General features: G+C 46.9%; 22 protein-coding genes and 2 pseudogenes. 17 read left to right on the forward strand and 7 right to left on the reverse strand.

Annotated features, from left to right (window positions below; all coding sequences use genetic code 11):
• Nucleotides 1-324: 324 nt before the first annotated feature.
• The 7 genes and pseudogenes from ACE1CM_RS21185 to ACE1CM_RS21215 all read left to right on the forward strand — a co-directional run.
• Nucleotides 325-1,188: pseudogene (locus ACE1CM_RS21185) on the forward strand (NAD+ synthase); the annotation flags it as partial.
• Between the two features lie 48 nt (nt 1,189-1,236).
• Nucleotides 1,237-2,124, forward strand: coding sequence for a carbohydrate ABC transporter permease (locus ACE1CM_RS21190; protein WP_374880099.1), 888 nt, complete (start codon nt 1,237-1,239; stop codon nt 2,122-2,124).
• Between the two features lie 1,232 nt (nt 2,125-3,356).
• Complete coding sequence (locus ACE1CM_RS21195) at nt 3,357-4,124, forward strand: hypothetical protein (RefSeq protein WP_374880101.1); 768 nt, start codon at nt 3,357-3,359, stop codon at nt 4,122-4,124.
• Between the two features lie 220 nt (nt 4,125-4,344).
• Nucleotides 4,345-4,602: a hypothetical protein gene (locus ACE1CM_RS21200; RefSeq protein WP_374880103.1), complete on the forward strand. Its 258-nt coding sequence runs from the start codon at nt 4,345-4,347 to the stop codon at nt 4,600-4,602.
• Nucleotides 4,599-5,771: a murein transglycosylase A gene (locus ACE1CM_RS21205; protein ID WP_374880105.1), complete on the forward strand. Its 1,173-nt coding sequence runs from the start codon at nt 4,599-4,601 to the stop codon at nt 5,769-5,771. Before ACE1CM_RS21200 ends, ACE1CM_RS21205 begins: the two co-directional genes overlap by 4 nt.
• 82 nt (nt 5,772-5,853) lie before the next feature.
• Nucleotides 5,854-6,669, forward strand: a pseudogene (locus tag ACE1CM_RS21210) (YwqG family protein).
• A gap of 299 nt (nt 6,670-6,968) precedes the next feature.
• Nucleotides 6,969-7,610, forward strand: coding sequence for a hypothetical protein (locus tag ACE1CM_RS21215; RefSeq protein WP_374880107.1), 642 nt, complete (start codon nt 6,969-6,971; stop codon nt 7,608-7,610).
• A 329-nt stretch (nt 7,611-7,939) separates the two neighbouring features.
• Here ACE1CM_RS21215 and ACE1CM_RS21220 read toward each other — a convergent pair whose 3' ends face one another.
• The 5 genes from ACE1CM_RS21220 to ACE1CM_RS21240 all read right to left on the reverse strand — a co-directional run bounded on the left by ACE1CM_RS21220 (nt 7,940) and on the right by ACE1CM_RS21240 (nt 14,765).
• Nucleotides 7,940-9,136 carry an FtsW/RodA/SpoVE family cell cycle protein gene (locus ACE1CM_RS21220; RefSeq protein WP_374880170.1) on the reverse strand — a complete coding sequence of 399 codons (1,197 nt, stop codon included), beginning with the start codon at nt 9,134-9,136 and terminating at the stop codon, nt 7,940-7,942.
• A 114-nt stretch (nt 9,137-9,250) separates the two neighbouring features.
• The gene (locus ACE1CM_RS21225; RefSeq protein WP_226580621.1) at nt 9,251-9,454 is read right to left on the reverse strand and encodes a phycobilisome linker polypeptide; all 204 of its coding nucleotides are present in this window, start codon (nt 9,452-9,454) and stop codon (nt 9,251-9,253) included.
• Between the two features lie 224 nt (nt 9,455-9,678).
• Nucleotides 9,679-10,164 carry an allophycocyanin subunit beta gene (apcB, locus tag ACE1CM_RS21230; protein WP_226580625.1) on the reverse strand — a complete coding sequence of 162 codons (486 nt, stop codon included), beginning with the start codon at nt 10,162-10,164 and terminating at the stop codon, nt 9,679-9,681.
• Between the two features lie 64 nt (nt 10,165-10,228).
• Nucleotides 10,229-10,714 (reverse strand): allophycocyanin subunit alpha, encoded by a 486-nt coding sequence (apcA, locus tag ACE1CM_RS21235; RefSeq protein ID WP_374880110.1) that lies wholly within the window; start codon nt 10,712-10,714, stop codon nt 10,229-10,231.
• Between the two features lie 709 nt (nt 10,715-11,423).
• Nucleotides 11,424-14,765, reverse strand: coding sequence for a phycobilisome rod-core linker polypeptide (locus ACE1CM_RS21240; RefSeq protein WP_374880112.1), 3,342 nt, complete (start codon nt 14,763-14,765; stop codon nt 11,424-11,426).
• A gap of 382 nt (nt 14,766-15,147) precedes the next feature.
• Here ACE1CM_RS21240 and ACE1CM_RS21245 point away from each other — a divergent pair, with 382 nt between their 5' ends.
• The 9 genes from ACE1CM_RS21245 to ACE1CM_RS21285 all read left to right on the forward strand — a co-directional run bounded on the left by ACE1CM_RS21245 (nt 15,148) and on the right by ACE1CM_RS21285 (nt 22,669).
• A complete protein-coding gene (locus ACE1CM_RS21245) occupies nt 15,148-16,344 on the forward strand; it encodes a class I SAM-dependent methyltransferase (RefSeq protein ID WP_374880113.1) in 1,197 nt (398 codons plus the stop codon).
• A 458-nt stretch (nt 16,345-16,802) separates the two neighbouring features.
• A complete protein-coding gene (locus ACE1CM_RS21250) occupies nt 16,803-17,144 on the forward strand; it encodes an ATP synthase subunit I (RefSeq protein ID WP_226580645.1) in 342 nt (113 codons plus the stop codon).
• 75 nt (nt 17,145-17,219) lie between these two features.
• Nucleotides 17,220-17,972 (forward strand): F0F1 ATP synthase subunit A, encoded by a 753-nt coding sequence (gene atpB / locus ACE1CM_RS21255; protein WP_374880115.1) that lies wholly within the window; start codon nt 17,220-17,222, stop codon nt 17,970-17,972.
• Between the two features lie 104 nt (nt 17,973-18,076).
• The gene (gene atpE / locus ACE1CM_RS21260) at nt 18,077-18,322 is read left to right on the forward strand and encodes an ATP synthase F0 subunit C (protein ID WP_008233924.1); all 246 of its coding nucleotides are present in this window, start codon (nt 18,077-18,079) and stop codon (nt 18,320-18,322) included.
• 90 nt (nt 18,323-18,412) lie between these two features.
• The gene (locus ACE1CM_RS21265; RefSeq protein WP_374880172.1) at nt 18,413-18,865 is read left to right on the forward strand and encodes a F0F1 ATP synthase subunit B'; all 453 of its coding nucleotides are present in this window, start codon (nt 18,413-18,415) and stop codon (nt 18,863-18,865) included.
• A gap of 119 nt (nt 18,866-18,984) precedes the next feature.
• Nucleotides 18,985-19,524, forward strand: a complete 540-nt coding sequence (locus tag ACE1CM_RS21270; RefSeq protein WP_374880116.1) for a F0F1 ATP synthase subunit B — start codon at nt 18,985-18,987, stop codon at nt 19,522-19,524.
• A 20-nt stretch (nt 19,525-19,544) separates the two neighbouring features.
• A complete protein-coding gene (atpH, locus tag ACE1CM_RS21275; RefSeq protein ID WP_374880174.1) occupies nt 19,545-20,072 on the forward strand; it encodes an ATP synthase F1 subunit delta in 528 nt (175 codons plus the stop codon).
• Nucleotides 20,073-20,141: 69 nt separating this feature from the next.
• Nucleotides 20,142-21,659 carry a F0F1 ATP synthase subunit alpha gene (gene atpA / locus ACE1CM_RS21280; RefSeq protein ID WP_374880118.1) on the forward strand — a complete coding sequence of 506 codons (1,518 nt, stop codon included), beginning with the start codon at nt 20,142-20,144 and terminating at the stop codon, nt 21,657-21,659.
• 65 nt (nt 21,660-21,724) lie between these two features.
• Nucleotides 21,725-22,669 (forward strand): F0F1 ATP synthase subunit gamma, encoded by a 945-nt coding sequence (locus tag ACE1CM_RS21285; protein ID WP_374880119.1) that lies wholly within the window; start codon nt 21,725-21,727, stop codon nt 22,667-22,669.
• Between the two features lie 327 nt (nt 22,670-22,996).
• Here the strand turns inward: ACE1CM_RS21285 and ACE1CM_RS21290 are convergent, their stop codons facing one another.
• On the reverse strand, nt 22,997-23,242 hold the full coding sequence (locus tag ACE1CM_RS21290; protein WP_226580671.1) for a KGG domain-containing protein: 246 nt from the start codon (nt 23,240-23,242) through the stop codon (nt 22,997-22,999).
• Nucleotides 23,243-23,697: 455 nt separating this feature from the next.
• Here ACE1CM_RS21290 and ACE1CM_RS21295 point away from each other — a divergent pair, with 455 nt between their 5' ends.
• Entirely contained in the window at nt 23,698-25,338 is a 1,641-nt protein-coding gene (locus tag ACE1CM_RS21295) for a DUF3352 domain-containing protein (RefSeq protein ID WP_374880120.1), read from the forward strand.
• A 100-nt stretch (nt 25,339-25,438) separates the two neighbouring features.
• Here ACE1CM_RS21295 and ACE1CM_RS21300 read toward each other — a convergent pair whose 3' ends face one another.
• Entirely contained in the window at nt 25,439-25,597 is a 159-nt protein-coding gene (locus ACE1CM_RS21300) for a hypothetical protein (RefSeq protein WP_374880122.1), read from the reverse strand.
• Nucleotides 25,598-25,605: the final 8 nt, after the last annotated feature.

Genomic DNA, 25,605 nt, shown 5'->3' on the forward strand with positions numbered 1-25,605 from the left:
CCACACTCGGATCCCCCCCTGCCCCCCCTTCAAAAGGGGGGGATGCCACCCCTAAGCAATCATCCACAATCGGATCCCCCCCTGCCCCCCCTTCACAAGGGGGGGATGCAACCGCTAAATCATCATCCAAAATCAGATCCCCCCCTGCCCCCCCTTCACAAGGGGGGGATGCAACCGCTAAATCATCATCCACAATCGGATCCCCCCCTGCCCCCCCTGGCAAAGGGGGGGAGGCAACCGCTAAATAATAATCCAAAATCAGATCCCCCCCTGCCCCCCCTTCAAAAGGGGGGAAGGCAACAGCTAAAATCGATTGCGCCTTTACCAGAATGCGAGGATGAAGAAATCTGGAACGCACTTGTATTGGGCGTGGGAGATTATGTCCGCAAGTGCGGTTTTGGTAAAATTGTGCTGGGATTGAGTGGGGGGATAGATTCGGCATTGGTAGCTGCGATCGCATCCGCCGCCATCGGTAAAGAAAATGTCTTGGGTGTCCTCATGCCTTCCCCCTACAGTTCGGATCATTCGGTAAAAGATGCGCTTAAATTAGCGGAAAATTTGGGCATACAAACGCAGATTTTACCGATTGGGGATTTAATGCAAGTTTACGACAAAACCTTAGAACCGCTGTTCGCCGGTACATCATTTGGTATTGCAGAGGAGAACATTCAATCGCGGATTCGGGGAAATTTATTAATGGCGATCGCTAACAAATTTGGACACCTATTAATCTCGACGGGGAACAAGTCAGAAATGGCAGTTGGGTACTGTACGTTGTATGGGGATATGAATGGGGGATTGGCAGCGATCGCCGACGTACCCAAAACGCGGGTCTACTCGCTTTGTCGCTGGTTAAATAGCAAAGCAGAAAGCGACATTATTCCTCAAAATATCATCACCAAAGCACCCAGTGCCGAACTAAAACCCGGACAAACAGACCAAGATTCCCTGCCGCCTTACGACATCCTCGACGATATTTTGCAACGCTTTATTCAACAACACCAATCCCCCGCCCAAATAGTTGCCGCCGGACACGATTCAATAGTAGTAGATAAAGTAGTAAAATTAGTAACCCGCGCCGAATTTAAACGACGCCAAGCACCCCCAGGATTAAAAATTACCGATCGCGCCTTCGGTACAGGATGGCGAATGCCAATTGCAAGTAAGTGGGCATTAGGAAACTCGTAGGAGTGGGTTTGACAGGTAATGTTTGCATCAATCAATTGCTTTTAACCTATGCAAAATTTGTTACGGAAAGATTGGCTTCCCCTGCAACGGCGATTCACGCCTTACCTATTTTTACTACCTGCTTTACTCGTTTTAGGTTTAACTGTATTTTGGCCTGCTTTGCAAGCTTTTTACCTCAGTTTTACTCGTTATGACCTCTCTCAATCTCCCGAATGGGTAGGTTTGGCTAATTTTCAGCGTTTGTGGAATGACCGCGTTTTTTGGAAAACCCTAGGAAATACGCTGTTATATCTAATCGGCGTTGTACCGATTTTGGTTATTGCACCCCTCTTAATCGCAATTTTAGTTAATCGTAAACTCCGTGGAATAAACTGGTTTCGGGCGGCTTTTTATACACCCGTCGTCATTTCAATGGTTGTAGCTGGAATTGCCTGGAAATGGCTTTATGCTGAAAACGGTTTGCTGAATCAATTGCTAGCACAATTTGGCTTTAAAACTGGTATTCCTTGGTTGACCAGTCCCAATTGGGCAATTTATAGCGTCATGGCTGTAACAATATGGAAAGGATTGGGTTATTACATGGTAGTTTATTTAGCCGGGTTGCAATCCATCCCCGATGAACTTTATGAAGCGGCGGCGATGGATGGTTCGGATGGTATTCGCAAACATTGGGATATTACCGTGCCGTTGATGAAACCGTATATGTTTTTAGTAGCGGTGATTTCTGCTATATCTGCCACCAAAGTTTTTGAAGAAGTTTACATCATGACTCAAGGTGGGCCGCGCAATAGTTCTAAGACAGTTGTATACTACCTCTACGAACAGGCTTTCCAAAATTTAGAAATTAGCTATGCCTGCACTATCGGGTTAGTCTTATTTTTGGTCATTTTGGCATTATCGATTTTGCGAATCGTCATCAGTCATGAGCGAGTGTAGGGTGCGTGAGTTTTTACCTATCGATTCCTCACCCACCCTCGGAGACTGGTGCGTTACACTGCGTTAACTCACCCTACAAGTTTGAGGGCGAGTCGTGCGTTACACTGCGTTAACTCACCCTACAAGTTTGAGGGCGAGTCGTGCGTTACACTGCGTTAACTCACCCTACAAGTTTGGGTTTGGGCGAGCCCTCTCTCAGCTTTCTACCATGCCTTGTTATATTTATCGCCTATCGCAACTTTTTTTAACATAATCTGAGCATTTACTCAAACTTGTTCAACGGTGCATCAGGTAGCAAGCTTAACAGTATCTAGCTGACGCAGCAAGGGTTTTTATAAATTTAATCCATAGGTAAGCGAATAATAGCAGCCAAAAATAGTAAAGTTTAGTTTCAAATGCTTGCTAACCAAATAAAGCGGTGATAAATTAAGCATAGAAGCAAAGAAAAGCTTCTATGGCAGATAAAACAGCCAAAGCCAAGTGTAGTTTAGTTAAGAGGAAAAAAAAGCTGTTTCATTTGAATCTGTCTATTGCGAAAACAATAACTACCGGAATGAAAGTTGATATTTCCTAAAATGGTGGATAGGGAGTAAGGCAACTGAGATGAATGAACTTTGTGAAAAAGTTTTTGCTAGTTGCAACTCTAGATAGACTTAACCAAAATTAGGAGGAAATCGCTCAACAAGTCAGAGGTGGATGTTGTTGTATTGTGAAATGGAAGTTGAGAGCGGGTCTTGCCTACAAGACCCGCTAAACTTTATGAATAGGAATTAAGCGCAAGTTCCCGGTTTATACGAAAAATTGTTGGTTGAGGAAGCATAGATCAACGAAGAAACCGGGTTTATGGCCTGGTATTGCGTAAGTCCTGATGAAGTAAAGCAGGCTGGAAATCAGAAACGTAAAGTTTAGTTTCAAAGGCTTGATGTCTAACATAGGTAGTGATAAATTAATAATCGAAGCTGATAAAGCTTCTGGCAGACAAAACAGCCAAGTCCACAAAAAGTAAAGAGGTAAAAAGAGCTGTTTAATTCAAATATGTCTGTAACCAAACACAACAACACCCAACGCGAAAATTGATATTTCCTCAGATGTTGGCTAAGGGAGTAAAGCAACCGAGAAACGAGAATTGCTAAATCGGAGCGGCTCCAACTAGGATATAACAATGAGAGGAAATCACTCAAGGAGTAGAAGCTTGGGTGTTGTTGTGTTTGAGAGCGTGTAAATAACAGATCATGGCAATCATTGCCCTGCGAGCCTGGTATCTCCAGCAATACGAACCACTGAAAGAATTAGAAAAACGTCCCCACGACCTGCGCCTGAGCAAAAATAGTTTGCTGAAATCCGGTTTGCGAGCGGACTTTTTAGAAGACAGTCACGAAGTAAAAGCCTCAGCTTGGTTTCAACGCTACCTAGAAGGGGAGACGGTAGAATTTTACATCGAAGGTAGCGGCGGCTATGCAATCTCGAACATAGACTTGAGCAGTCACGAGATTTATTTCACCAAGCAGACGGTGATGGCGAATTTGGAGCCAATAATTTTCTTTTGCTACCAAAATGAGTATGCTGCTGCAAGCGAGGCGTTGCGGGAGGGACTGCAAAAAACGTTGGAGAAGTTGAACAAGCGATCGCGCGTGCCTCTAATATTAGAAGAATCCCACCGACCAACGGATGCCCCGATTCGACTCAACAGCACGCAAATGCGGAAAATCCGCAAAAGTCTGTTAATGATAGCCGACACTACGCCGATCACCAGTTTGGCAGGCAAGGAGACTACCCAGCTAATTCCGGGTCCCCAAGTCTGCATCGAACTGGGATATGCCCTACAATGCAAGCGCACCGAGCAAATATTGCTGGCGCAGATGGAACGCCCCGACTTAACCGGGCAATTTCCGTTTGATTTGCCCAATTATCAACGGCTATCGTTTAAAAACGCAGCAGAACTCGATAAAATGCTGCCTAAAGCCCTGGAAGCTCAACTGGCAAGGTATAACTTGTTCTAATTGCTAATCGCTCATCGCTAATCGCTAATCGGCGTCAGAGAGATGGGGAAGACAAGGGGATGAAAAAGTAATATACTCTCCCCTAGTTCCCAACCTGCCCCATGACCCTCGTTCCCATGCTCTGCGTGGGAACGCCATGACCCGATGAGAAATCAATCGCGCGTTTTGAACCCAATCGCCGCATAATGTTTTCCGTGCAGTCAATTATAAAAATCCAGTTATGCCCAAACCTAGCGAATATGCTGTACACCTACTGATCAATGGCGGTCATCGAGAAGAAGTGCGGTTTCCGACTATTCAAGATTTCCAAAAGTGGTACAGTGGCGAATTAGTACCCAAGTCTGGGTCGGACGACTTTATTAATGTCCCGATTAAGAATATTCAGGGAGAATATATGGTCGTGCGTCCATCGAGTATTCTGGCAATTCGCGTAGAACCAGTTTTTACAAGCAGTATCGACCGTTCATACGTAGAATGATTAAAACTCTAGCTTCTTTAACCCTTGGTCTGGGTATTGCCCTGGGCACCGTTACTTTACCCGTTTTGTCTGTACCGCTGCGACTCGTCAGTACTGAGCAAATCAACGTCGCGGCGGAATCCCTGGGATTGGACGATCAACTTTGGGGGCGTGACGGCGAACCGGGCGATCAGCGCTCGCTCATCACCTCCATCGACAACAGTATCACCTTTCTGCAAACGCCCAGAGCTGCCCAAGTTTACCGCAATTATCCGGTACGGGGAATTACCCGCGATCGCATCTTGCGTTCCCTCCTCCGCTTCCGCGAACTCCTGCTGGCATCGGAATCTCCAGCACAATTAAGGGAATCTGTCAAGCAGGAATTTGTATTCTACAAATCTGTGGGTAGAGACGGTCAAGGAAACGTCTTTTTTACTGGATACTACGAACCGATTTATGAAGCCAGTCGCGTTCCCACCCCAGAGTTTCGCTATCCACTATATCGACAACCAGCGAATATGGAAAGCTGGCGCAAACCTCATCCGACGCGGGTACAGCTAGAAGGAAGAGATGGGTTAAGCGGAAATGGAATGTTACGCGGGTTGGAATTGGTTTGGTTGCGCGATCGCTTAGAAGCATTTTTAGTCCAAATCCAAGGTTCGGCGCAACTAAAACTAACCGATGGTACCACGATGACCGTGGGCTATGACGGCGGTACGGATTTCCCTTATACCAGCGTCGGGCGACAAATTGCTGGCGATGGGAAATTGCCTTTGGATGGGTTAACTTTACCCGTACTGATCGACTTTTTCCGCCGCAATCCTTTCGAGTTGAGTAATTATATTCCGCGCAACAATCGCTTTATCTTTTTCCGAGAAACCCACGGTGCGCCTGCTATGGGTAGCATACAAGTGCCGGTGACAGCAGAGCGATCTATTGCCACCGATAAATCTTTAATGCCTCCAGGTGCTTTAGCGTTAATACACACGCGAGTTCCCTTTCCTACCGCCGTTAAAGGAAAAATGGAACAGCGTTTGGTGAGTCGCTACGTGTTGGATCAAGATACTGGCAGTGCGATTCGCGGGCCAGGACGTGTAGATTATTTTATGGGGACTGGTGAAGTGGCGGGCGATCGCGCTGGCGTGATCGGTTGGACGGGGCAGTTGTATTATCTACTACTGAAGGAGTAGGTTTATGATGGCGATTGCGCTGGGTCAGGAGTGCGATAGCTCCATATTTTTGCTCAAGAATTAAGGTGAAATATTGGGATAAATGAACTACAAATTAGAAGTTCCACTCTCAAGGGAATTAGAAAAGTTTCGCCACCGAATTGAGGCTACCCTCAAACCTTACATTGAAATTAAAATTGAAAATAATGACCAGGTTAGCTGGTGGCAAAGTAAATTTGGTGGCTTGCCCTATTTACCTAAAGGATTTGAATATCCTAAAAACCCCAATGGCGATTATTTATTTTAGCTGGCGCAAATTAACTTTACAGAAGTTCCGAATTTAGAAGGTTTTCCTAACGAAGGAATCTTGCAGTTTTATATTCCTGACGATGAGTTATTAGGTTCATCTCCTGCTCCTAATGTAGAAGATGTTTTTCAAGTAGTGTATTTTAATAAACCAGATTTAAATGTAAAAAATATCGTAACCAATTATGATTTTTTCCCGGAAACTGAATTTTTCCCAGTCGCTGGATGTTGCAGTTTGCACTTTACTAAAAAGTCCGCGCCAATTAACCGTTATGACTATCGATTTAAAAAGCTTTTAGGTCAAGAATTTGAGGATTTATATATAAATAACGCTCGAATTAGACATGAGTATAAAAAGATATCAGATGATATAGGTCATAAAATAGGTGGATATCATAATACAGTGCAACCATTTGATCCTAGACCAGAAGCTAATCAGCCGGAAAGCGACCGAGAGCCATATATTCTTCTTTTGTTTCAGATATATGAAGATTTTAATCAGGTGGTAAGTATTAACTGGATTGGCGGTGTATGTCACTTTTTTATTCAAGAATCTGCGTTAAAAAATTTAGATTTTAGTAGTGTTATATACAATTGGGAATGCGATGATTAAAAAATTTAAATTGGTATAGAAAGAGCGGTGCGATCGCTTGCGCGTGTGCGTCAGCACGTATCGCGCGATCGTGAGAATGGAAATAAATTACAGCGGATTGCAGTCGGATGAGCTACACCTTGGTGTATAAGCAGGATTAATGCTGCCTGCACACCAAGAGCCAAAAGGCTGTACCAAGACGAGGAAAACAATCCGCTGTAAAAGATAGGTAAATATGGAAACTTAATCTTCAAATCTGTAGTGAAAAGAGTAGCAAGGGAATCTCACCTGCTCTGCACCTATTAGAGGAATACCTACTCATGCAACTCTTACCCTACGATAGCTTTACCATTCAAACCCAAGATTCACTTTCCGATGTAATCAAGAGGCTAGAGGCTCAAATCGAAGCTCCAAAGGCATTTCGATCGTATTTTTCTCGCAACCATGCGCCTTATGAAGGCAGGCTCGATAGCACTGGATTTGATCTCAATCGCATTATACACTACCGCAACTCATTTTTACCCAATATCCGGGGGCGATTTGAGTCCTTACCGAATCGAACAGTCATTAGCGTGACGATGAGGTTGCATCCTTTGGTCACCGCTTTTTTAATTTTTTGGTTCTTGGTATGGTACGGCGCCACGATCCCGATTTTTCTGTCTGGAGCGATGTCAGGAGATGTGACATTTGAACCTTTGTTGTTTTTAGGAATGCCGATTGTAGTATTATTTACATTTTGGTGTGCATTTTGGTACGAAGCAAATCGGAGCCGCCAGGAATTAATACAGATAATTAATGGAGAACCACTGAAACAGCAAACCGCTGGGATGGGATTTAAGGTTTTTGCGATCGCTGCAATTATCCTCTTCAATGCTTGGTTCTTTTTTCAATTTTTTCAACCCAAATTGCAGCCAAACCCAGCGAAAAACTCAAAACCTCAAACTAGCTATCCATTTCATTAATAAAGCTATCGATCAATGAATTTAAAAACTGTTGTAACGATCGTACCTTTACTTTAACGGGCCATATCATGTCGGGTAGCAAATATTGTGTATAATTTTTGATGTTGTAGGGGCGGGTTTTACCAGTCGTCTTTGAGCCAAGGCAAATTGTCTTTATAAACCCGCCCCGTGGGTGGGATGCCGAAGCAAACAAACATGATATCAAAGATAAGCTGCGGGAGCACCTAATTTGAGAGTCAAATTTTCCCTTCTTCTTGTGGGGTGGGACGTATTGCCCGCCTCTTTATTGGATTTAAATGCGTAGGAGCTTATTAGTTCTATTTCCAGGATTAAGAGCGAGTCGCACCCCGGCGTCTTCGTTGTGTCTTAGGTTTAGCATCCTGCAAAGGCAACACCTCAGCTTCGCTACTTTCTCTCGCCACCCGAATCAATAACGCAGCAGCTACCAAACTAGCAATCATCGAATTACCACCATAACTAAACAACGGTAGCGGCAAACCCGTTGTCGGAAGCACACCAGCCGCCACGCCAATATTCAACAGCGACTGTCCCACCATCAAAATCATCACACCAATTGCCACAAGTCGGTGCAAAATATTTTGCGCCTTCATCGCAACAATTAATGCCAGTGTCGCGTAGGCCATTAATAGCAACAGCAACAGCAAGCAGCCTACAAAGCCAAATTCTTCTGCAAATACAGCAAAAATAAAATCCGTATACTGAATTGGGAGATAAAATAACTTTTGTTGAGATAGCCCAAATCCACTACCCCAAGTCCCACCAGAACCAATTGCCAGCAAACTTTGAACCAACTGATAACCATCACCCATCGCATCAGCCCAGGGGTTCGTAAAAGACATAATCCGCCGCCGCTGATAGCTTTGCAAGCTGATACTAATAGTGGCTAGAAGTATCCCAGCAAAAGCCGTTCCTCCCAAGTATAAATAAGGTAATCCAGCTGCTAGCGCTATCAGCCAAATCGTCATGCCGCAGAATGCCGTCGTACTCAAATTTGGTTGCAGCAGAATACCCACTAGCATCAGCCCAAAAACACCCAGCCAGCTTAAGCGGACTGACCAACTTAATCTATCCCAGTTACCGAAAACTTTTGCACTTTGCAGCACTAGGAAAGGTTTAATTAACTCAGAAGGTTGAATCGGAATCGGCCCTATAGATAACCAACGAGTCGCGCCACCCGCTGTCGTTCCCAAGCCGGGAACGAGAGTAGCTAAAATTAAGCCTAAAAGTATCATCACCCACCAATGCGCCATCCCCAACAGATAGCGCAAAGGGGTATTCACAATCATGCTAAATGCCAGCAGTCCAACGATGCCCCAAAGAACTTGGCGCTTAAAGTAGTACAGACCATCGGCAAAATTGGTATCGGCGACGGGATAAGAAGCCGAGAACAAAACCACCAATCCCACAAATAGCCACAGGAATGTCAGCCAACGCAACAAACGCGGTTCTAGCGACCATTCCTGAACCGAGGGATCGAAAAAAGGAATAAAGGAGCGTAAATTCACTAGGTTCAAGCATCTGACTCCAAAAGGAGTGTACCAAAACTTTGCCGCCTTTCACCTCGTGACCGAACAGCCCCAAGGTGAAAGACGGCATTTTGTTGTGTTTATGTTCTGGAATTATAGCAAGCCGGTATTTACGTCCTTCTTGCCGGTAGCCAGTTCAACCTTGATGATTTTGCCACCCATTTTCATAATCCGTTGCTGTTCGCGAAACCAGTTATCGTAGGGAACCAGTTTGGTAAAATAGGTGTTTTGCAACTCGCGCTGAGTCCGAATCCGAGTTTGGCTGGGAACGCAGGCCGTTACCTTAAACATCCGCATCGTTTATTTCCTCCCGAATTGAATAATATCTTCTTACCTTGATAGACCAAGGTCTGGGAGTCTAGAGTCAATACCAGCCGCTAAAACTTATCCGATAAGTTAGACAAGCATTTAACGCTCTAGCACTGACTCTAGACTTCCCAGACCATGCCTTTTAGAGAGTTTTGAATTTTGAGTTTTGAGCTGAACTCACCACTCACAACTCACCACTCAGTATTGATTGTCTAGCTCAAGCCAGAGCAGATGTAGTCGAAGTAAACGCCCATTTCCTTACCAGCATCAGCGCCTACGAGGCTAGCGGTAACTTCTTTCATTGCTTGGATTGCTTGCACGGTAGCAGCAACGGGAACGCCCAAGGAGTTGTAGGTTTCCTTCAAACCGTTGAGAACGCGCTCATCGAGGATGGATGGGTCGCCAGCCAGCATAGCGTAGGTAGCATAGCGCAGGTAGTAGTCCAAGTCGCGGATGCAAGCAGCATAGCGACGGGTGGTGTACATGTTACCACCGGGACGGGTGATGTCAGAGTACAGCAGGGATTTAGCAACAGCTTCCTTAACGATTGCAGCTGCGTTGGCGCTAATTGCGGTAGCGGCGCGTACGCGCAGTTCGCCGGTGGAGAAGTAAGCTTTCAGCTTGTCGAGTGCAGAGCTGTCCAAGTACTTGCCTTGAACGTCGGAGGAGTTAATAACAGCGGTAATGGCGTCTTGCATGATTCTTGTTTCCTTATTTCACCAGTCTGAATGTCAGCTAAATTTGGGAATATTTCGTCCCAGACTATGACATAGCGCCGATCACGTAGTCGAAGTAAGAGCCAGCTTCAGCAGCGTCATCAGCAGACAGCAGCGAGGTAGCGACACTCTTCATGGCGCGGACGCCTTCTGCAACGGCTTCGATGGGGGTACCCAGCGACTTGTACATTTCGCGCACGCCCACGATACCGATTTCTTCGATGGGAGTTACGTCACCAGAAACAACTCCGTAGGTGATCAGGCGCAGGTAGTAATCCAAGTCGCGCAGGCAGGTGGCGGTCATTTCTTCACCGTAAGCGTTTCCACCAGGAGAAACTACATCGGGACGCTTTTGGAACAATTGGTCGCCAGCTTGCTTGACGATGCGTTCCCGAGATTCGGTCAGAACTTGGGCAATGCGAACGCGGCGGTCGCCAGAGGTAACGAAGTTTTTGATCCGATCTAATTCACCGGGGCTGAGGTAGCGGGCTTCAGCATCGGCATTCACGATGGACTTCGTGACGATACTCATTAAACGATTCCTCCAAAAAAATAAACCAGGATTTGTAAACTGGCTGCTTGCAACTTGATTACTGAGTCTGTATCCTCAAGCGTTCCAACTTCCAAATCGAATCAATACCTCAGCCAAACTCTTATGAGTTTGCTTCAGCATTCTTCAACTTTTTGCGGAAATTAGAAGTCGCTCCGGTCTCAAACACAGCTATCTTCCGCAAATATTTTGCGGTATTAGGTTCACATTTTTACTGTTTCTGTAATATTTTGTAACAAAACGACTCAGATTGGCAAGCGAATTAACCAGAATGGGTATGTATCGCCGGGATTGTTGGATACAAATGCAGCACAGTTGGAAGTAGGGGCACGGCGTCCAACAAATTTCGACTCAGAACCCAAGTTTACTGATGCCGTGCTACTACAAGTGTGGTTGCCCGAACCCTAAACCTGCAGAACTGGTTGTAAAGATTATTACCGCGCGCCCTTGGGTTTTCTGTAGTAGCACGGCGTTCAACAAGCTTCGATTTAGTGCCAAGTTTACTGATGCCGTGCTACTACGAGCGTCGTTGACTTGGTATAGCAACAGAAATTGCCTTATCCCCTTTCGAGGAGATAAGGCTGTAAAGATTGTTACTGCGATCGCCTGGGATTTCTTTAGTAGCACGGCGTGTAACAACCTTGGATTGAGGGACAAAGTTGATTCATGCCGTGCTACTACGAGGGATCGCTTACTGTTTGACGCTGCCCAGGTAGTTACCCGTTGGTAGCGAGGGGAAGCGGTTGTAAGGCACCACATCATCACCAAAGTAGTGAGCATACTCAGGGCTATCGATCATCGCGTCTACAGCCGCTTTTAGCCCATACTGGCTCAGGATCTGATTGTATTGCCGGATCTCGGCTTGGGTTGCCGGTGCGCGTCCCAGGAGATGGCGGAACAGGAATTCTACCGTCTTGGTATTGGGATAAGCGGTAAAGAAGCGCTGGGTATAGATTTCCGAACTGGCTAAAGCGCGGACAAATTCCCGCACCGAGATTTCTTCGCGCTGGAGTTGGCTTTCCAGATCTAAGCGACGGAACTCTTGGGGAATTTCGCTGCTATAGATATCCAGCACCTGACAGTATATTGCGGCGATCGCCTGTTCGGTTTCCACCAGATTTGCACCTGAAGTTAGCCGATAAATGCGAGCTGGTTTATGGCGTCCTGCTACAGGCGCTTCCGCATATGCTGCACTGCTGGAGGAACGACCCACGTCTACCAGGGACCCATTAGCAATCTTGGCGTGCGCTGCCATATCTGCCATTGTTTTCGCCATCATGGGCATCTTGGTATTATCCATGCGCGACGAAACTGGCTCGAAGCTGGGTACTACCAAGTCAGCATTCTGCTTGGTTAGCTGGTTATACAGCTTTTCACTATTCGGGAAGTTAGCAGCTGGCAGGGTTGGGAAGCGACGATAGGGAACCGTATCTTCGCCGAACAACTGGGTATACTCCACGCTGTTGACCATCGCGTTGACAAAGGCGCGGATCCCGCCAGAAGCCAGAATCTGGTTGTACTTGCGGATTTCTGCCTGGTCTTTTGGCGCTCGACCCAAGAAGTGTTTGGTACCGAGTTCGATCACCTTGGTGTTGGGGTAGGGAGTGTAGAACTCCTTAATATAAAGGTTCGATCCACCCAAAGCTTCGATGAATTCTTTCAGGTTGATTTCACCGTTGCTTAGCTTACTTTCCAGGGCGCTGAATTCGTTCTTGATGATGTAGGGTTCAATATCCCGCTCGAAGATTTGCCGGTAAGCTGCCCGAATTAGATTTTGTACTGCTACCTTATCGCTAGTCGTAGTCAGCTTGAACGTCTTGGTTTGTTCGCGCTGCTTGCTCACCCCTTGACCGATGCGGAACTGAACATCTGGTTCTGTCCGCGTTTCTGAAGGTGTACCCAGTTCGACAAACCGCGGTGTTTCTTGTTTCTCGACCTTAGCTCCCTTTTCGGCGATGCTGCCAACGCGGAGATTACGCAGTGCCACCCCACCTGGAGTTAGATAGCGCTCGTAGGGAACTGTATCTTCCCCAAACGCCTCAGCGTATTCCACGCTGTCGATGATGGCGTCAATTAAGGCGTATAAGCCTTTCTTGGCACAGAGGTCAAAGTAGGAGTTAATTTCTTGCCGCCCGTAGGTAGGACGTCCCAACAACCGCCGGTGGATGTATTCGATTGCTTTACACACGTACAGCGGCGTCCAGTACATTTTGCGGAAAGTATCCGACTTCGCCAAAGCGCGGATAAATTCGCGCATGGTGATATCGCCGTTTTCCAGCTTGATTTCTGGTACCGAGAGGCGCTGACCTTCGTAAACATCGCGACCGAATACTTGCAGGTAAGCGGCTCGGATAATTGCTTGGGTAGAGCTTTCGCCGTATTTAACACTGAGACCCTTGTTAGATACAGTACGGCGTCCTGCTGATAAGAACCCGCTGCCCTTCACTTCCATGCTGAAGCTGGGCAGCTGATCCAACTTAAACACTTTCGGGCCGAGCGTACCAGGTGCTACGCCCCGCGCCCCTGGATTGCTAACTTGGCTGTTAATACCGGGGCCGCGGGCGATCAAGATGCGGCGGGTATCCTTGCCAAAAGGAGCGGGACTGGCGCTGGGATTGCGGGTTTCTTTCGGGAAAATCGCGCCAAATTGAATTTCCAACGGGTCGTTGCCGGACCCGTAGGGGTGTTGGTCGGGTAGCGGGCGATCGTATGCCGCAAATGTGGTGATGAACTGGGGTACTTTCCGGAAGGGAGCGCTGTAGTTAAACAGGTCTTGTTGCGGCCCCCAGTTACGGCATTCTTGGGCTTCTTGACCCAGACCCCGGATGTAGGGTACGGTTTCTTCCCCAAAGTAATCCGAGTATTCTTGGGAATCAACCAAGGCATCTACCAAGGCTGCTAAACCGCCATTAGAAACGATGGAAAAGTATTTTTGTACTTCCTCGCGGCTACTGGGGCCGCGTCCCAGGAAGTGACGGAAAGCCAGTTCTAGGGCGCGACTGTTAATGTAGGGTTCAAAAAAGTTTTTGCGATAAAGCGGAGATTTACCCAAGCGGCGGATAAATTCCTTCATCGAGATATCGCAGTTTTTCACCTTACTTTCTAGGTCGGAAATACCCAGGCTGTAGGCGCGGGTGATGTCCCGTTCAAATACTTGCCGGTAAGCTGCTTTGACGACTTCTTGCTTTTCTTTGGCAGAAAGTCCTGGTTTCATCACAAACTTAGGCCGCCGCTCTGCCGCGTTGAAGTAAATTTGAGGCAGTTCCAGACCTTGTTGGTCGCTGCTAGGACGCTGCCGCACTTTGTTCGCGGGCGTTGGGCCTTTAAATTCGGTAATCAGCAAGTCCATGTACTCGCTGACAACGGCTGCCCCTGCCGCATCTTGACGGAAATAGGACAAAGCTGCGGCTTTCATTTCTTGCAGCGCCACGATGGTAGCTTCGCCAGAGCAAGCATTTTCAATAATTTCCCGCAAACCGCGCGTGTTGACGGCGATAATGTTCGGGTCGCCTGCCACGATTGCATAGGTCGCGTAGCGCAAAAACCAGCTTAAATCCCGTAGGGATTTGGTCATGTTGGCTGGGCCGTACCGCGCTACGTTAATCGGCCTAAAACCAGCGGGGGCAGGGCCGCCTCCGGCAGAGGCAAATAAACCTCGCAATCCTTCTAAGAAGCCGCCTTTCGTATCGACGTAGGTAACGGTTCCCAGCTTCATCCCTTCTTTCGTGTCCAGGGCTGTTCCCGCCATCGTCATGACGGGTTGTTCCGTTGGCTTTTCTAAGAATGCCATCGGCGACCCACCGACGAAAATCCGGTTGGCAGCACGGGATACGATGATTTCCGAATTTTTGGTGAGGGTTTCAGCGATTTCTAAACGCTTAGCACCGGAACGGAAATAGCTTTCCAGTTCTTTCAGTTCCCCGCTTTCCAAGAAGCGGTCTTGTTGTTCTGCTTGGGAAATGGTAGCTACGGCTACAGTTTGATATAGTTGCGGGCGCGCAACTGAGCTTCCACCACTTGCCTTAACACTCATTGAATTCCTAAAGCTCCCTTATAGAATCGTTTCTGCCTTAAGCTTGAGCGGGGTATGACTGAGATTCCAAACCCAAGGGTTGGTTTGCCTGAAGAGCAGCTTGTAACAGCCAGCGAGCGCGAGCCACCTTTGGGTTTATCAGCTCAGCTTATAGATTAAAACTTTTCGGGATCTTCACACTCATTTGTTAAAAAGTGTATCGAACCCTGATTGGCTCTTTCGTATGTAATCATACTGGATGGCGACTATTTACCTGAGAATCTTGATAAGTTTTGTAACTTTCTGGGGTAATAGGTCATTGGTCATGGGGCATCCCTCTGGTCGGCAAACATCCACGATAACCCATTAGCCATTAGCCATTAGCCATTAGCCTTAATTCGCGATGAAAACCGATCCAGACATAAGTTCCGCCGTTCAGCGGCTTTACGATACCTACCCGTTTCCCCCAGAACCGCTGCTCGATAGTCCGCCTCCGGGCTACAATTGGCGCTGGAATTGGCAGACGGCTTATAGTTTCTGCACCGGGCTTTCGCCCCAAAAGCAGGATATCCGCATTTTGGATGCTGGGTGCGGCACGGGTGTCGGCACTGAATACCTGGTTCACCTCAATCCCCATGCTCAAGTTGTAGCCATCGATCTAAGTTCGGGGGCGTTGGATGTAGCAAAACAGCGCTGTCAGATGTCGGGGGCAAATCGCGTCGAGTTCCATCACCTCAGCTTGTACGATGCGGGACAGTTGCCGGGTGAATTCGATCTAATTAACTGCGTCGGGGTGCTGCATCACCTAGCCGACCCGAAACGGGGAATTCAAGCGCTGGCGAGTAAGTTAGCGCCTGGGGGATTGATGCATATCTTTGTATATGGAGAGTTGGGACGCTGGGAAATTCAACTGATGCAGAAAGCGATCGCTCTGCTGCAAAACACCCAACGCGGCGATTATCGCGATGGCGTCCAAGTCGGAAGACAAATCTTTGCTGCATTACCAGAAAATAATAGAATTGTCAAGCGGGAAAAAGAGCGTTGGTCGTTGGAAAATCACCGGGATGAATGTTTTGCCGATATGTACGTTCATCCCCAGGAAATTGACTACAACATTGACACGCTGTTTGAATTAATTGATGCGTCGGGTTTGGATTTTGTCGGGTTTTCTAATCCGAAAAATTGGCAATTAGAGCGACTTTTGGGGAAAAATCCGGAATTAATGGCACGCGCCGAGAAGTTGAGCCCTCGCGAAGTCTATCGTTTAATTGAATTATTAGACCCGGAAAACTTCAGCCATTACGAGTTTTTCTTGAGTCGCCCTCCCTTGCCTAAAGCAGACTGGTCATCGGATGAGGCACTTTTGGCAGCAATTCCTTCACGTAACCCTTGTATGGAAGGATGGCCTAGCCAATCCTTGTTTAACCATGATTACCAGATCGTCAAGCTATCGGAAACAGAATTTAAGTTTCTACAAGCTTGCGATGGTAACTCGGCTATGCAGCGAACGGTTAACGAGATTTTAGCTGAGGTAGAGATAGGAGTCGAAGGCGTGCGAAGTCTCGTCAATCAACAGCTAATTTTGCTAACTCCAGCTTAATTCAAGCCTCTAAAACAGCATCTCCCTCTTGCCAAGATTCAGCCTTTATGCCTTGTGTTTGGCGCTGAAAAAATTTATCCATTCCCATTCCATGTAGTAGCACGGCGTCAAATAAATTTTGGTAAAAACCAAAACATTGTATAATGCCGTGCCCCTACTTATGCATTCGCATAAATTTTGGTAAAAACCAAAACATTGTATAATGCCGTGCCCCTACTTATGCCAGAGATCTATTGATTAATCTCACTTAACAATGCCCTATACCCCTAACAGGTTTAATTATTTTTTAAGTATTGTTACTCAACCGTGATATGATTAATTTGGCACAGAAAAGCAAAGCCCTCTAGCAGGACTTGTACTCTCGTCACGTGACTCAGTCATCCGAATCTCAGGAACCCACCCGTGAATCGGAGCAGGGTTCTCAAACCGATGCGCCCGAATCGCCAACAAGCCAATCGATGCAGGAATTCTATGGCCTGCAAAAAGAGTTGTTTACAGCCACACTGGCCTTGACAGGGATAATTTTTTTCTCTGTATGGATGTTTTACAACCTTAACATTGCCCTGAATTATTTGATTGGGGCGTGCACAGGTGTGGTTTACTTGAGAATGTTGGGGAAAGATGTTGAGCGGCTGAGCAACCAAAGTGCGAAGCTGAGTAAAACGCGCTTTGCTCTCTTCATTGGGTTGATTATAGTAGCATCCCAGTGGAATCAGCTACAGATTATGCCAATTTTTTTGGGTTTTCTGACATATAAAGCCGCGATCATCGTCTACATGCTGAGAACACTTCAGTCCTAGCCCGATTAATTTGGGTTAGGGGATCTTCGACGCCTCCAAAACCTAGCTCTCTGAGTAAACAACCACATCGGAAAAATGCTCAGTGTTTTAAACGCCTTCAATTATCTTCCCCTGGCCAGCTTGGAAGTGGGTAAACATTTCTACTGGCATCTGGGAAATCTCAAAGTCCACGGGCAGGTTTTTCTCACCACGTGGTTTGTTGCCGGATTGCTGATAATTGCTTCATTAGCAGCGACTCGGAGTATCCAAAGAATTCCTGGCGGCATCCAAAATTTGATGGAATACGCCCTGGAATTTATCAGAGATTTGGCAAGAAACCAACTCGGTGAGAAAGAATATCGCCCCTGGGTGCCGTTTATTGGCACTTTGTTTTTGTTCATCTTCGTCTCCAATTGGTCGGGTGCCCTGCTGCCCTGGAAGTTAATCAAACTCCCAGAAGGGGAATTAGCAGCACCAACCAATGACATCAATACCACAGTCGCGCTGGCTTTGCTAACGTCTTTGGCGTATTTTTATGCCGGATTTAGCAAGCGGGGTTTGGGCTACTTTGCTAAGTATGTCGAACCAACGCCAGTTTTATTACCCATCGCGATTTTAGAAGATTTCACCAAGCCCCTATCCCTGAGCTTCCGTCTATTTGGGAACATTCTGGCAGATGAATTGGTGGTGGCAGTATTAGTGCTGTTAGTGCCTCTATTCGTACCTTTGCCAGTAATGCTGCTAGGTTTATTTACCAGTGCAATTCAAGCGTTGGTATTTGCTACCCTCGCAGCAGCCTACATACACGAGGCGATGGAAGGACACGGTGGCGACGAGCATCACGATTAATTTGAGGAGTTTAGATTTTAGATGCCCGTTTAAATCTAAAATCTAAAATGGAGAACCTCAAAATTCTAAGTAGTTCATCTAGTACGAAAGGGAAGAGAATCATCATGGATCCATTGGTTTCTGCTGCTTCAGTTCTGGCTGCTGCTCTGGCAATTGGTTTGGCTGCAATCGGCCCTGGCATCGGTCAAGGTAACGCCGCAGGTCAAGCAGTAGAAGGGATTGCCCGTCAACCTGAAGCAGAAGGTAAAATTCGCGGTACGCTTCTGTTAACTCTGGCGTTCATGGAATCTCTTACCATTTACGGCCTGGTTATTGCTCTAGTGCTGCTGTTTGCTAACCCCTTTTCATAGGATTGTTCGGTCGTGTAGAGACGTTGCACATCGTTGTGTAGAGACGTTACATGTAACGTCTCTAAATTACGAAAAATGTAACTTCTCTACATTACGAAAAGTGCAAGGGGAGAGAAAAAAATGTTTGATTTTGATGCAACCTTGCCATTGATGGCAGTGCAGTTTCTGATATTGGCAGCGGTGTTGAATGTAGTATTTTACAAACCGCTGACCAAGGCACTCGACGAGCGCGATAATTACATCCGCAACAATCAACTAGATGCTAGCGAACGCCTGTCAAAAGCCGAAAGGTTAGCGAAGCAATACGAAGAAGAACTAGCGGCAGCTCGCCGACAAGCTCAAAAAGTAATTGCTGATGCTCAGGCGGATGCACAGAAAATTGGTGCAGGGCAAATCGCTCAAGCTCAACAAGAGGCTCAGGCAGAAAGAGAAAAGGCGGCAAGAGAAATCGAGGAGCAAAAGCAACAAGCTCTGCAACAGCTAGAGCAGCAAGTAGATGCCCTCAGCCGCCAAATTTTAGACAAACTTCTTCAAGTAAGTTAGTTGTCAAGAGTTTTTTGGTAATGGGTGATGCGTAATTGGTAATGGATTGCTCAATTACAATTGACCAATTACCATTGAACGCTGACAACTGCATCAATCGCGCGTGATGGAACAGTAGGATGCTCACTTTTATTTTGCTGGGAACGGCAGAGGCGGCGGCAGAAGCAGCGGAAGGTGGTTTCGGTATAAACTTCGATATTTTAGAAACCAACCTGATTAACCTGTCAATTGTAATCGGCGTGTTGGTTTACTTTGGGCGGGGGTTTTTAGGAAACGTTCTAAGCGATCGCCGAAGCAAAATTGAAGAAGCCATAACAGATGCAGAGCAACGCCTGAAAACAGCACAAGAATCTTTAGCGGATTGGCAACAGAAATTAGCTCAAGCGCAAGCAGAAGCTGAAAAAATTCGCCGCAAAGCAGAAGAAGACGCTAAAGCAGCCAGGGAAGCAATTTTAGCGCAGGCAACAAAAGATATCGAACGCTTGCGCGAGTCAGCGGGACAAGATATGGAAACGGCAAGAGAGCGAGCGATCGCCGAACTGCGGCAGCGAGTCACTAGAATGGCATTGCAGCAAGTCGAGTCCCAACTGAGAAACGAACTCGACGAAGGTCGCCAACAACAGTTAGTTGACCGCAGCATCGCGCTATTAGGAGGTTAATCGTGAAAGATAGTGCAGTAATGGCTGAAGTTGTAGAGCCATATGCAGAAGCGCTGATGTCTGTAGCGCAAGCACACAACCTTGCCGAACCGTTTGGCAATGATATGCGCGAATTGTTGAATTTATTAGAGAATTCACCAGAATTGCGCGATTTTCTAGCCAGTCCCCTCATAGCAGCAGAGAACAAAAAAGCAGTATTGGAGCAAATAGTGAGCGGTGTAAACCCACTCATGGTCAACTTTTTAAGGCTGCTTGTAGACCGGCGTCGCATTCTGTTTCTAGAAGGAATTGCCAAGCAGTACTTAGCGCTGTTGCGGAAACTAAATCAGGCAGTTTTGGCAGAAGTAACCTCAGCAGTTGCATTGAGCGAAGAGCAACAGAATGCAGTGCGGGAAAAAGTGATGGCAATGACGGGTGCTAGATCGGTAGACTTGGATCTCAAAACCGACCCCGATTTAATTGGGGGCGTCATCATCAAAGTAGGCTCCCAAATTGTAGATGCTAGTTTGCGGGGACAACTGCGCCGCATTTCTTTGCGCTTGAGTTAGTAGTTATTAGCAATCGCAATTCATGACTAATAACTAATAACTAATAACCATTAACAACTGAAAACTAACATGATCAGCATCAGACCAGACGAAATTAGCAGCATTATTCGCCAGCAAATCGAGCAATACGACCAAAAAGTTGAAGTATCAAACGTTGGTACTGTATTGCAAGTTGGCGACGGCATTGCCCGGATTTACGGCCTCGATAAGGCAATGTCAGGGGAATTGCTGGATTTTGAAGACGGCACAGTTGGCATGGTGCTGAACCTGGAACAAGATAACGTCGGTGCCGTGTTGATGGGCGACGGTCGCACGATTCAAGAAGGCAGCAGCGTTAAAGCCACGGGTAAAATTGCTCAAGTACCCGTAGGGGAAGCATTGATCGGTCGCGTAGTAGACGCGCTGGGTCGCCCCATCGATGGTAAAGGCGATATCAACACCGGCGAAACCCGTTTGCTCGAATCGATGGCACCCGGTATTGTAGCGCGCAAATCGGTTTGCGAACCAATGCAAACCGGGATTACCGCTATCGACGCGATGATTCCCATCGGACGGGGTCAGCGGGAATTGATTATCGGTGACCGTCAAACCGGCAAAACCTCGATCGCCGTTGACACCATCCTCAACCAAAAAGAAGAAAACGTCGTCTGCGTTTACGTCGCCATCGGTCAAAAAGCTTCCACCGTCGCCAACGTAGTTAACAAACTCGAACAAGGCGGCGCAATGGCTTACACCATTGTAGTGGCAGCAAACGCTAACGACCCGGCAACGCTTCAGTTCTTCGCGCCTTACACTGGTGCGACGATCGCTGAGTACTTCATGTACAAAGGTCGCCACACTCTGGTAATTTACGACGACTTGTCCAAGCAAGCTGCAGCCTATCGCCAAATGTCCTTGCTGCTGCGTCGTCCTCCCGGACGGGAAGCTTATCCTGGGGACGTATTCTACATTCACTCGCGCTTGTTGGAACGCGCCGCTAAATTAAGCGACGAACTCGGCGGCGGTAGCATGACCGCACTGCCAGTAATTGAAACCCAAGCGGGTGACGTTTCGGCATACATTCCCACCAACGTGATCTCGATCACTGACGGTCAGATCTTCTTGACCACCGACTTATTCAACTCTGGCTTGCGTCCGGCGATTAACCCTGGTATCTCGGTATCCCGCGTGGGTTCGGCAGCGCAAACCAAAGCGATGAAGAAAGTCGCTGGTAAGTTGAAGCTGGAATTGGCACAGTTTGACGACTTGGCAGCATTCGCCCAATTCGCTTCTGACTTGGATAAAACTACCCAAGACCAGCTGGCACGCGGTCAGCGCTTGCGCGAACTGCTGAAACAGCCGCAATACTCGCCTCTAGGGGTTTACGAGCAAGTGGCATTGGTATACGCAGGTTTGAATGGCTACTTGGATGACATTCCGGTTAATAAAGTCACCAGCTTTACCAAAGGTCTGCGGGAGTATTTGAAGACCAGTAAGGCGGACTACGTTAACACGATTCGGGAGAAGAAAGACCTCACCCCCGAAGCTGAAACCTTGCTCAAGGAAGCGCTAACGGAATACAAGAAGACATTCTTGGCAGCCGTTTAGGGATGGGTTTGTAGTAGGCGCTGACATCGCCTACTACAAACTTAATTAGCAATTACCAAAGAATTATGCCTAATTTAAAATCAATTCGCGATCGCATCAAGTCGGTCAAAAACACCAAAAAAATCACCGAAGCGATGCGCCTAGTGGCGGCGGCTAAAGTGCGTCGCGCCCAAGAGCAAGTCATCGCCACGCGCCCGTTTGCCGATGCTTTGGCTCAAGTATTGTACGGTTTGCAAACCCGTCTGCGGTTTGAAGAAGCCAACTTGCCTTTGCTGAAACAGCGGGAAGTCAAGTCAGTGGGAATACTGGTAATTTCAGGCGATCGCGGTTTGTGCGGCGGTTATAACAGTAACGTTATCCGTCGTGCCGAAACCCGCGCCAAGGAACTCAAAGCTGAAGGCATTGACTACAAATTCGTGATTGTCGGGCGCAAAGCCTCACAATACTTCCAACGTCGCGAGCAACCGATCGATGCCAGCTTTACGGGACTAGAACAAATTCCCACAGCAGGGGAAGCTTCCAAAATTGCTGACGAACTGCTGTCTTTGTTCCTCTCGGAAAGCGTGGATCGGGTTGAGTTGGTTTATACCAAGTTTGTCTCGCTGATCAGTTCTCGCCCCGTAATTCAAACCCTGCTACCCCTCGATCCGCAAGGTTTGAATACAGATGATGAAATTTTCCGCCTTACCACAAGAGGCGGTAATTTTCAAGTAGAGCGGGAAAAAGTTACCAGTCAAGTGCGTAGTTTACCGCAAGACATGCTGTTCGAGCAAAATCCAGTGCAAATTCTGGATGCGCTGTTACCGCTGTATCTGAATAACCAGTTACTGCGGGCATTGCAAGAATCTGCGGCTAGCGAACTCGCGGCGCGGATGACAGCGATGAACAACGCCAGCGAAAATGCTAAGGAATTAATTGGTACGCTCACCCTGTCTTATAACAAAGCTCGACAAGCTGCTATTACTCAGGAACTCCTGGAAGTGGTAGCTGGTGCGGAAGCTTTGGGTTAGGTAAAAATTTTCATCCCCGCATTTAGCAGCGCCTGGAATTATGGGCGCTTTTTTATTGGGTAATGGGTAATTGGTAATGGGTAATTGGTAATGGTTTGAGCTTGCAGGTTGGTTGATAAATTTCTGGATGTAGGGAACATAGGGGCAAGTTTAACGGGATATTTCGTGGAGCCACATTTAATAGATTTTGTAGTAGCACGGCGCAGCATAACTTTTGATTTCTACCAAAAAGTTATACAATGCCGTGCTACTACAGTCTGAAATTTATTTCAAGGCTTTAAGTAATGGGTAAAAAAACCAATTACCTATTACCCATTACCGAATTGGTTATTCGCTTTTTTTGCGGCTGCTTTCGCCACCTTTGCGACCAATTTCAGACATGTGTTCGCGGTCTTGGCTGACCGCTTCGCCACCCTTGCGACCAGCTTCTCTAGCTTCTTCGGGAGTGAACTCGTGGGCGGTACCTTTTTCGTGGGCAGCTTTACCACCCTTGCTGGCGATTTCCCGTTGCTTTTCTTCATCCATTGACGCAAAGCCGCGCTTGCTTTTCTCGGGCTTGCTTTTCTCTGACATAACTAAACTCCCATCCTCAAAGTATTTGATTTGTTAATCACATCCTAAAAAGCTTGGGGGAGCAATCTCGTCATTCTGCGGACGCATATGTTTGGTGGTCTTATATACCGTGTGGTAGATAATAGGGGGATTTTGGCGGTGGGGGGTGGGTGGGGAGCGTTCGCGAAGCGAAGCGAGGCATATCGCTTGATTTATTGCTGGCATGAGCAGCGTCTGTAATTGCGGGCGCTTTTTTGTAGTGATTCGTTGAGGATTATAGCAGAAGTTTTCCATTAGTTCCAAGTTTGGCACAAGGAAATTTTCTGCGCGGATGCACCAGCGACGGTTTGCCAAACGCGAAGCTTAACCTCTCCCTAACTCCAAAGGTTGCATCAAGGAGGAAAGTTACTGTTAAGGTTAAATTTTTTGTTCAGTTTATCAACCGCTAGTTCCTGAGAAACTTGAGGCTATCAACGATGTCTGCAAAAAAATCAAATCTGCTAATTCCTATTGGTATTGGTGCTACTCTTCTGATCGCAGGAGGTGCGGCAGGCTACCTTTACTTGAAAGGTGCTTTTAGCGATGCGACCGCTCCCCTAGCGAGTGCTAAAGTGGTTCCAGATGAAGCATTAATGACAGGTTATATCTCCACAGATCCGCAAACTTGGTCGAAATTGCAGCAGTTTGGTACCCCTGAAGCTCAAAATGCGATCGCTAAAGGTCTTGCTAACTTCAACCAGCAAGCCTTTACCGACTCCAAAATTGATTATGCCAAAGATGTGCAGCCGTGGCTCGGCAGTATCATGTTCGCAGTTCTGCCACCCAGTACCCCTGAAGCGCCATCACAACCCAATTACCTGGTTGTAGTGGGAATTAAAGACAAGATTAGCGCCTTTAACTTTGCTAATAAGATGAAGTCTCAATCTGGGGTAAAAATCAAAGAAACCGACTACAAAGGCGTCAAAATCCAGGAAGATACAGGGAGTACTGATAAAACCTACACGGCTTTCTTAAGCGACCATGTAGTGTTCTCGCCGCAACGAAAATCTGTTGAACTTGCCATTGATACCTTTAAAGGCGAACCTTCATTCGCCAATAAAACCGAAGCGAAAGCAATGCTTGACAAGGGCGTGAATCTGCCGAACTCGATTGCTCAAATTTATATACCAGATTACGGTAATTTGGTACGGCAATACATGGCAAACAATCCGGAATTTTCCCAATTGCCTCCCGAATCTATCAACCAATTAAAGTCTTTTGCTATGGGGGTAGGGATTGATAATGTAGGCGTAAGGATGAAAGCAATTGGGAGATTAAACCCATCGGCAACTTTAATCGAATACAAACCCATTCCGGGCAAGATAGTCGATCAATTTCCCCTAGAAACCATTGCTTTAATCAGCGGACATGGGATTAACAAAGTTTGGTCAACCGTAGCAGAGCAATCAAACAAGAATCCTCAACTTCAGCAACAACTAGAGCAAATGCGGCTGCAAGTAAAAACCGCTACCGAACTTGACCTGGATCGAGATATTTTTGGCTGGATGGATGGCGAATTTGCAGTGGGAGCGATCGCATCTAACGAAGGAATTTTAGCGCCAATTGGTGCGGGGGGAGCGGTGGTGTTGAAAACAAGCGCTCGCCAAACCGCAGAAGCAACTTTAAATAAACTAAACGCTCTCGCCACCAGGGATAATTCGATCGCCATCAATCAAAGACAAGTTGGAGGTAAAACCGTAACAGAATGGACAATTCCGCAACAAGGAGCTTGGTTGGGTTATGGTTGGCTAGATGATAATTCCCTTTTAATAGCAATTGGTAGCCTTATTTTTGATGCGATCGCCAGCAATGCGAATCCTTTAGAAAATAGCGAATCTTTTAAAGCGATCGCCGGTACTTTACCCAAACCAAACGCAGGCTACTTTTACCTAGATGTAGAGAAAGCCATGTCTGCGATTAATCGCACCTTACCAGCGGAACAAAAGAATTCCGTACCGCTAGAAGCAAACGCTATTCTCAACTCGATTCGGGGTATTGGTGCCACCGCCATGCAACCAGATGCATCTACCAGCGAGATGCAAATGTTGTTAGCACTCAAACCTAAAACCGGGCAATAAAATTGGATGGAATTTTACTTTCTTCGCGGTAGAGCCTCTTCTGTACTTAGGGTGATAAATTTATTGAATCATTCTTAGGTTGGGTTTCGCTTGGCTCAACTCAACCTAAGAATGATTTATCAGGTTTTACGATCGCCTCAACTACGGGAAAACCCAATCCCTTCGTTGTTGGCACTACATCTGGAGGTGTTGGGTAAGTTCGGCAATCGCTAGGGGTAGGAGCGATCGCAGCCTGACGAGTAGATCTGATTAGCCCCACAAAATATT

Source organism: Microseira sp. BLCC-F43, from assembly GCF_041929235.1.
Lineage (GTDB): Bacteria > Cyanobacteriota > Cyanobacteriia > Cyanobacteriales > Aerosakkonemataceae > Microseira.